At 63.7% G+C, this 8,683-nt stretch carries 8 protein-coding genes; 1 reads left to right on the top strand and 7 read right to left on the bottom strand.

The genetic code is table 11. The annotated features are described in order from the left end of the window. Window positions 1–545: 545 nt before the first annotated feature. From DSP71_RS00305 to DSP71_RS00295, 3 genes are all read right to left on the bottom strand, one after another. Window positions 546–1,580 carry a hypothetical protein gene (locus DSP71_RS00305; RefSeq protein ID WP_113680082.1) on the bottom strand — a complete coding sequence of 345 codons (1,035 nt, stop codon included), beginning with the start codon at window positions 1,578–1,580 and terminating at the stop codon, window positions 546–548. Continuing rightward, a complete protein-coding gene (locus DSP71_RS21640; RefSeq protein WP_220151058.1) occupies window positions 1,580–2,050 on the bottom strand; it encodes a hypothetical protein in 471 nt (156 codons plus the stop codon). Before DSP71_RS21640 ends, DSP71_RS00305 begins: the two co-directional genes overlap by 1 nt. A 1,628-nt stretch (window positions 2,051–3,678) precedes the next feature. Next, window positions 3,679–4,101 (bottom strand): hypothetical protein, encoded by a 423-nt coding sequence (locus DSP71_RS00295; protein ID WP_113680080.1) that lies wholly within the window; start codon window positions 4,099–4,101, stop codon window positions 3,679–3,681. 56 nt (window positions 4,102–4,157) lie between these two features. On the opposite strand from DSP71_RS00295, the gene DSP71_RS00290 reads away from it, so the two are divergent. Beyond that, window positions 4,158–4,619 (top strand): helix-turn-helix transcriptional regulator, encoded by a 462-nt coding sequence (locus DSP71_RS00290; RefSeq protein WP_309472596.1) that lies wholly within the window; start codon window positions 4,158–4,160, stop codon window positions 4,617–4,619. Between the two features lie 39 nt (window positions 4,620–4,658). Here DSP71_RS00290 and DSP71_RS00285 read toward each other — a convergent pair whose 3' ends face one another. From DSP71_RS00285 to DSP71_RS00270, 4 genes are all read right to left on the bottom strand, one after another. Further along, window positions 4,659–5,414, bottom strand: a complete 756-nt coding sequence (locus tag DSP71_RS00285; protein WP_113680079.1) for a TatD family hydrolase — start codon at window positions 5,412–5,414, stop codon at window positions 4,659–4,661. Then, on the bottom strand, window positions 5,392–6,414 hold the full coding sequence (locus DSP71_RS00280) for a queuosine biosynthesis protein queC (RefSeq protein ID WP_181800623.1): 1,023 nt from the start codon (window positions 6,412–6,414) through the stop codon (window positions 5,392–5,394). The genes DSP71_RS00285 and DSP71_RS00280 overlap by 23 nt, the downstream gene beginning before the upstream one ends. Before the next feature lie 239 nt (window positions 6,415–6,653). Further along, window positions 6,654–7,409, bottom strand: a complete 756-nt coding sequence (locus tag DSP71_RS00275; protein WP_113680077.1) for a hypothetical protein — start codon at window positions 7,407–7,409, stop codon at window positions 6,654–6,656. Beyond that, a partial coding sequence (locus DSP71_RS00270) for a P-loop NTPase fold protein (RefSeq protein WP_113680076.1) occupies window positions 7,409–8,683 on the bottom strand: 1,275 nt, incomplete at its 5' end. The genes DSP71_RS00275 and DSP71_RS00270, both read right to left, overlap by 1 nt.

Raw genomic sequence — 8,683 nt, 5'->3', positions numbered from 1 at the left:
TGACCACGCGACCTGAGGAATTCCGATGAGCAACTCTGGGGAATTTCGATGAGCGCCATCACGGTGTCAGTGTGACGGCGACGACCGCCAACGCTGCGAGACCCGCGACGAGCAGCCGGGGACCGGAGGATGCGCGAGGGCGAGCAGAGGGGTTCATACGTCCACCCCACCGCATCCGATGTTGCGTGAGCGTATGCGTTTCGGTCGGCAACCTTCAGAGGTGGAACGCGATCAGCGCCGGAATCCCCGGGTCAGTGTAGGTTCGCGGACGAGATGGCAAAGAATGCCCGCTTTTCCCAGGCAGTTGGCGGTGATTGTCGGTAATAATTTCCGCGCGAAATGGCGGATCCCTAGACCTGCGGTCGACCAGCTGGTCTATGTATCGGCTTACGCGACTGCTCACCCCCCGAGATCGTGCCATGGCGCGGTCGCCGCGCGCTGCGGCTCTGCGGGAAGCCTCAGGTCTCAGTGGCTGATGCCAGTAAGAGATGCTCTCGGCAGCCGTATCACCACGGTGTAATCCACATAACGAGCGCTCGGCAGAATCACTTCTTTTTTCTCGCGCGCCGGCGTCGGGTCGACTCGCTCGGCCGACGGCTTCGCCACTCCGCTAGAGATTCGTCGACTAGCCGAACATGTCCCTGGTAGCCCAGAGCCAACCCGATTGCACGGCTTTCATTGAGATACTTGAGCGCGCGGGCATGCTCGGCTGGCTGGTCGGTGAGTACCTGGCCGAGTGAATGAAGCACCTTGGCGCGACCCCACTGATCGCCCGCTTCCGACAAGAGTTGAAGGCTCGACTCCAACAAGCTAGCGGCCTGCAAGGCTGACTTTGGTCGTTGTTTCGCTATGCACAGCGCCATCGAATGCGTGACCTGCGCCTGATGCCACTTATCCCCGCGCTTCACGGCGTTGTTCAGACTCTTCTTGAAAAGGACTCTCGAAGCCTGTTGGGCATTCAAGTCTCCGCGCTGACAATCCCAATGCGCCACGAGGTGCTGGGCAATCGCAACCTCACGCGAGCCATCGTCGTTGCCCATGAAAGCCCGAAGAAGCTCAATGCCCTCGGCCTGTCGGTGCGACCGGTAATAGGTCATAGCTCGGAGGAACAATAAGTCCGGGGAATCCGCCTCAATGAGACCACGCTCAGCCTGTTCATCGGCAAGACGAAGGCCCTGCACGTTAGCCGCGAGGACATCGAGCTCCGCCACCTCCCGATAGCGATGGACTCCCTCAGACGGATCGAGCTCGGTCGAGTGGTACGCGAACCCAGGCCCTGTCGCGAGATATGCGGGTAGCCCCTCCATCGCTGAACCAGCCAACTCAAGATAGTGACGGTTCACCGCCCGCCAGAGCTCTGGGTATTGCGGAGCCTTCTCGAGAACACGTCGCCGCAACCCGGGCTCGATTTGCCACTCATGCGCCGCGCGCGAGATAAACCCGAACATCGTGAGCGGCAGAAGCACATCGGTCGAAAACCCGAATGCCTGAAGAGCCCGCTGTGCGAACGCGTCCGTCTGGGAACTCGCAGCTGCGAGAACGATGAGCTCAGGCTTAGATTCGATCTCGGTAGCGGACATCACCTGTCACCCCTCGTCCGGAAGGCGAGCCGTGCCATTGCAGAGTACACCTGACTTACGTCCGTGCTTGTCTCAAGCACCCCGCGCGCCAGCACTTCGCCATCGTGGAGGTTCTCTTCCCACCCGAGACTTACAGCCAGCTCTGCGAACTCATCCGTGACATCGTCCAGAGTGGCCGGAAGGAGGACCGAGTCACTCGCGATTGGGGGCAGCGACTGCGTGTCTGTCTTCATCATCGATGGCGAGTACTGGAAGATCATCTTCGCTCCGAGCTCGGACATCTGACGCAGGATCGGCTCCCACAAGCTGAAGTAGAAAACCTTGCGGAGCGAGTAATCCATGTCGTGGCAGTTGGTGAACACCACGACGAGATCAGCAAAACGGCGACCGCCGTCAATCTCAGCCTGCGTCAACTCTAAGAGCGTCGCGAACTCCTCGGACTCGCTCATGCTGCCAACGTTGACAGTCACGTTGCTTATATTTACGTCGCCGAACAGCGAACGAACGTCGCTAGCTACGGACACTGAAATCGCGTTGTTGGGTGGCCGAAGCGGCCGATCCCGGCCGACCGAGCGGAGGATCGTACGGAACGCCGCGAGCGGACTCCCTGTCAACTGATTGTGGGGATCGATCACCACCGTGAGCAGGCCCCGCGGTGCGGCTTGTGCGTGAGCAGTCAGCGCACCAACGAACGCGGAGGGCATGCACTCCACGCCACCCCGAACGTGAAGCACACCCCCTGGACCGTCAAGAAACCCAACGACAGCATCCAACTCCGAGGACCAATTGAGGTGAGTCACGCTCAACTGCGCTCGTCCCGAACCTTTGAGATGTCAACATCGGCTTTGGAGCGAACATCGGATGCGACCTCGGATGATTCCGTTGCGCTTCCACGGGTCGTAGATGTCACATCTTCAATCCGGACGCTTCCGCCAGCGCGAATCCCGGATGCTACGCGGTGACTCGCAGGGTCACGTCGACGAAGGATCAGGAACGCCACGCCAGCAACAAGTACACCCGCGACGATCCCCGAAGCGACTGACCACGGCAACGGGAGGAGGTTGAGCCACTCAGTGAGTGCCCACACAATAAGCGCCGTGGCGACACCGAGTGCCGCAGTCCCCAAGTGGTTCCGCATTTCGTCATGCTAGCGCGGACGCAGCTGCGAGGTGACCCCGGCGTGAGCCCATCTGACACCGAGGGGCCCAGTGCATATCAGAGCGACCCGTTGCTGCGCCCCGTCACGGAAGACTGCTTCCGGCATCGGTCCGGGGGTATACCCGCGCTTGAGAAGAGTCCGCCCTGAGCCAGGCCGAACCCGCACTGGGAGAGGAGGAGCTACGTGCTGTTGTCATCCTTCCACGGTAGTTTCCAGCCAGGGTTGAGCCGCGGGTGAAATCTCCGTTCACGGCCGGATGCGCCCCCTCGCTGACACTCCGGTGATCATCTTGTCCGTCACGTACGGCACAGCACCGCCAGGGCGAACGTCGTGAGCTTCCGTCGGCGTCCCCTCAGAACGATCGCCTCGTGCTCGACTCGCACTGGTCTCGGCTAGCTATATTTCCGGGGATTCGGGTCAGCCATGTGGTGTCACGAGCTGAGGTGTCGACGGATCGTCGTGGCACCTGCACCCGACCTCCCGCGCGAGATCGGCCACGCTACGTCCGCGATCGCCATGCTGCTCGGTCAACCAGTCCGGGTCGATGCGAAACTGCACGGGCCTCCCGGGCTCCGCGAGGGCTCCATCCGCGGCAAGCGTGCGGGCGATGCTCCGTCGGGATGGGCCCAGCATTCGGGCGGCTGCCCTGTTCGACACCCCTCCTGCGTTGGGCTCCCGGACCGAGATGGCCTGCTCCCCGTCGGGAGCGCCTCGAGTCGGGCGACGAGGCTTCCACTGCTGTCGTCCCTCAATCGTCGTCGAAGCGACCGCGAGCGATTCGACAGCCACCATTTCGAACGGTGGGCACCACGTGACAGGCTCGTGCACCCCGACCCGCTGGAGGAAATCAGCGCCTGCAGCACGCAGAGCTGCGAGAACGGGAAGTGGCGCCGTGCGCGAGAACCGGTGCACGTCACTGTCGGTGGAAGCTTGCCCCGCTCACCAGTCGCCTCCCGGCTCGTCGTCGACCCGTTCACGCTCGAGCATCCGCCGGTATTTTCGCTCGCGATCTGCCCGACCGGACTCCGCTCCTTCGTCCAATCGAATGGTGTCCAGCAACTCCGGGTCGAGGAACTCACGATCTGTTCGTATCGCTCGGCTCGTCCCCCGGCGAACCAGATCCATCAGAGACCCGATGTTGCCTCCGGTGGGGACGAAGATGTACGTCGACGGGTTCTGGATCATCCGCTCATGGCCCTCACCGAGAACGATCGCCTTATTCAGCGAACTCATCAATCGCGCCCATTCGCGTTGATCGGCATGGGTCTGCAACGAGAAACTGTCCATCCCGAGCACCGTCCATCGGCGGAAGGTCTGCGCCAACGCGGCGTCCTCCCCGGTACGCCCCTCGACGAGCACCACCCGACACCCACATCCACCACGCGAGGCCATCCCGGGTCAATCCCCTCGAGGACACTGTGCACGGCACTCGGATAGTGGCTATCCACTCGGCCTCCTCACATCCCTCGACGACTGCTGCATCGACGTACCTCCCACAACAGCCCCCGACGCGTCGCGGTGCGAACATCGCCACTTGCGGGATTGCTCCCGAAAGGTGCGCCCACGCGGAGGCTCCACATCACCCCCGCATCCCACGCGATCATGTCCCGCCTCCGCCACTCCGTCGCGGCAGCCCCTCGAAATGCGGAGATCGCTCGACGCTTCGCACCCTCCGAGAGCGTAGCGGGCTGAGTCGAGAAGACGTCGCGTACCGCTCTGGCCTGACGCGATACACGTATCAGAAGTATGAGAAGGGCGAGTCCCGGCCGGGTAGTCCCGCGAATCCGACGCTCCGCACTCTGATCGCGATCGCGCAAGTTCTCGCTGTCTCCGTGCACGAGCTGATCCCGGACAGCCCGCCCGACATTCGCGCCCGCTGACCATCGTTGCGTCGGGTTATGGATGACCCGCCGCGGTGATCAGTCGGTGCGGGCGATCGACATCAAGTGTTGAAGGTCCGGTGGCAATCGGTGGTGGACGTCCGCGCGCTCCGCCAGCGTGGCAAGGTTGCGGTACCACCGCCGGCGCACCTCGCCCAGAGACTGGTGGGTGAGGGTGGCCACTCGTTTCTCCAATGCGGCGATGTCACCAGGTACGCGAGCTCCGGTGCGGGACCGTGAGGCGGGGAAATCTGTCTCCGGGAGCACTCGGTCGAGCGGGAGTGCCGTCATCTGCTGATCAGTCATCGCGGCGTTGATGGAGAAATAGCAGCCGGCGGCCGCCGCCCGCTGGGCATCCTCGGGCGTCCCCGTGAACCAGTGCAGAATCACGCCCGGGCGAGGGTTCTTCTCCATCGCTTCCACGACCTTTCGCGCTTTTCCCGTGGAGTGCACGGAGATCAACGTTGCCGGTGCCGTGCGGAGAATGGTCTCGAAGATGGTCTGCTGCGTGGCGCTGTCGCCTCGACGATCGAGTCCGACCTCGCCGATCAGGACGGCATCCTTCGCGGCCACGGAGAACCTCCTTTCTGACCATTGCGTGAGAGCTCGGGGAACACCGGGGTGCACTCCGACGCCCCAGAGGAGGCCCGTCTGAGGGTTGGTGCGTGCAGCGTCGAACTCGCCCAGGGTTCGAGTCATGGCGAATACTTGTGCGCCGTTGAGCGTGCGGACCTGGGCCGCCGTCACGTCTGGAGCGATGTGCGCGTGACAGTCAAGGGGCGGGAAGGGGAACACGACTCAACTCTGCCAGTCCGCGCTGGACCAAACTCAGCACCTCGTCAAAATTCGTGCCCGGGGGCCACATCGCCGAACCCAGGATCGCGTCATCTGAGATGCCGGTAGCAGAGGCGTCGCGCAGCGTGATCACATCGCGGCGTCGATGATGCACCAGTGCGGTCAGGTCGTCTCCGCTCAGCACCTCACAGTCATAGGGTGTGGGATCGGTGACTCCTGCCCCGAGGAAGGCGCCGCGGCGTACCGCGCAGGCTACACACAGCCCACAGTTGTGATTGGAGTCCCCGTGGTAGAACTGTGTTCCTCCTTTTGCGCAGGAGAACGATGTCGCCGTCGCGCGCAGGAACCTGGTATCCAGAAGCTCCGGGATCGCCGCCGCGACGAGTTCGCCCTTGGTGAGGCCTTCGAACGGGTTGCGCATCACCACGTCGACGCCCAGCGACCGCAGCAGCTCTCCCACCAGGTGGAATGTGTATGGGTGTGTGGACCGGGTCGTCAGGGTGCCACCGCGACCGGGGTCGAGTGGTGGATTGATGCTCGTGAACCCGTTCTCCGGCACCCACATCTCACCGGCAGAATGCGCGGCTGCGGTCATTACGCCGAGCGTCATGAACATCAGGGAGCGGGAGCGCGGGCCGTGATTCTTTCGCTGCCCCGCGTCTCGGAGGAACAGCTCGTGCCTGTCGTACGGGGAATCCCCGATCGCTTCAGCAATCGTGTTCTGCGCGTGCCGGACGGCTCGGGACGCATCCCGGTGGCCCACGAACCGGACATCGACGCCCGTGTCACGCAGACCGATCACGGCGCCGCACAGAGAATCCAAACCTCCCGAGAGAAGCTGGATGCGTGCAGCGGGCTCAGCGATGGCAAGAGGCAGTGTTGCGTGAGCGGCTTTCAGGCCGAGGGCCCAGGAATCCCCCGTCAGCCAGTGAAGGATGTCGGCAACGGCGGTGAGACCGCCGTGCGTCCACGGCTCCGGGTCCTCGACGTGGACGACCAAGTCGAGGTTGCGGTGCAGAGAGACGGCGGGTTTCGGCGTCGCGGTGTCTGCCAGATACGCGGCGGCCGTGATACGGAACAGGTCCCGTGCAGCCGGCGGTGCTGCTGCGAACTCTTCGAGATCCCACATGAGTGTCGAGGCGATCGTCGTCGCGGGTGAACCGGTGCGCGGCCACTCCATCTGCACACCGACACGACTCGATCGCCCTCCCGCCGGAAGAACCTCGATCTGATGCACGGTCATTGCGGGTCACCTTTCCCGAACACGCGGCATGCTTTCGCTGCCAGATTCGACGCGAAGTCAGCGACCGCCTGCGGCGTGGCGGCCATCAGCTGGCCAGCGATCTGGCGGACTTTGCCGCCGATGTATGTCTTTACCCGCTGCTCCAGCTGAACGAGCGCGTTGCCTGCGACCGATGCTCGACGTTCGCTCGTTGTCAGCTGGACGACGGTGGTCCTCCACGCCAGTTCTGTGACAAATCGGCCAATGGTGTCCGCGAGTGGGCCGCCCGCGCCCTGCGCGTCTGAGCGCATGGTGGCCAGTAGCGCCTGGCGCAATGCGGCATCGTCCGGGTGCGCGGCGGGTCCGAGGATCAGTCCGATTAGCTCGGTGAAGAGTCGGATGCCGCTGAGGCCCTCCAACGAAGAGAAGTCCAGTCCGTACTCGACGAGATGAGGAACTTCGCCGACTTCGATGGAAGCGAGCGCTTCCAGGACCAGCGAACCCCGTGCCGCCTGACGGCTGAAGGGCGCACCGCCCGAATCGCGTCCATCACCCGATGCGGATGACCCCGAGCCGCTGCGCGACGGGAGCAGGTCTCGAACGTTGTAGGACTTTCCTCGCCTGTCTCCCCGCCCCAAGGCTTTCCCCAGGGCCGACATGACCGCGGCCGGCAGCTCAGTCCCGCCGCTGTTGATACCGTCCGCTGCGTCGTAGAGCGAGTCGACCGTGTCCGACCAGGCTCCCGAGCCTCCGAAGGCGCTTGAGGTGCCCATCAGAGAATCACCCCCAAGGATTCCTCGTCGATGGCGGCCAGGAGCTCGCTACTGATCCCTTGCCGGCCCCGAACGGTGGTCAGCACTTCCGGGAACGACCCCGCGAGCCATGGGATGTGTTGGGCCGAGAGTGCGTGGAGGACGAAGTTATCGAGGAGCGCCTCGCTCATCGCGGGCTTCAGGTCGGGGCGCTTCAGCGCGAGCGATTGCAGACTCTCCAACGCCGCCTCCGACCGATCCCCCACGATCGCCGTCGCAAGGTGACGGGCGACATCTTCGTCGCCCGTCGACGGCATGCTCACCATGCGCTCGATAGCCTCTGCGCGAACCAGGCTGCTCGTGTCAGTGAGTTGCGCGAGATGCAGACTCTGCCCGTCGTCCAGCACCGCCGCCGACTGGAGCGTCGCCACCGTTGCCGTCGCAAATGACACATACCGGTCGACCCACACCACGACGTCGGAGGCCCGGGGTGGTTCGCTCGCCCACGCGGCGATCTCCGCAGGCACCGCCCCCGCCCCGGCCTCCCATTCAGACAGAAGCTGACCGCGCTGCTCTTCGCTCACCCCGACAAGATCACGGAAATGGTGCGGATAATTCTGCTCGAGCAACCACAGCTTCATGAGGATATCGACGGGGAAACCCTCGAACTGCGCCCCCAGCATCTCCGCGCGGACGGCGAAGCTATTCAGGAAGCGTTTCAACTGTCGGGGAGTCTCACGCCGCGAACTACTCATACCGCGCACGATCTGATTCGCGAGCCTGATGTGTTCATCCGTCGGCATGGTCTCATGCATGTTCGCGGCCACGTACGGAACCTCACCCTTGACCCGCCGCGCTGATGCGCGCTCAGCGACCGCGACCGCATGCTCGCGCCCCGCCTCCGCCTGAACGAAGAGCGCAGCGAGATACGCGACCGCGTCCGCCGACGACAAGCGAGGCAGAGTGAACGGGAGCTGCACGATCTTCTCGGTGTACCGATCAGCGAAACGCCCCCGACCGCCTCCGTGACGGTCCAGCGCCCCGCGAAGACTCTCCCGGATGAAGTCATCGTCCGCCGCGATGACGAAAGCCATGCCCTTCACGCTAAGGAAAAGCTTGATGGCCTCCAGAGCCCCGAGCACATCGTCCGGGAGCGATCGGTCCAGGTCGTCTATCAGCACCACCACCCGGCAATCGCTCATCCGTGTCAGAAGCTCACCAAAATCTTCCCGAAACCCACGCATCCCCTTCGCGGCAGGTTCCTTTGCCGGTTCGGGCATGAGCGCATCAACGAG

It is taken from the genome of Microbacterium sp. H6, assembly GCF_003314775.1.
Lineage (GTDB): Bacteria > Actinomycetota > Actinomycetes > Actinomycetales > Microbacteriaceae > Microbacterium > Microbacterium oxydans.
The sequence above is the reverse complement of the archived record's forward strand: the minus strand, read 5'-3'. Positions and strand labels throughout refer to the sequence as shown.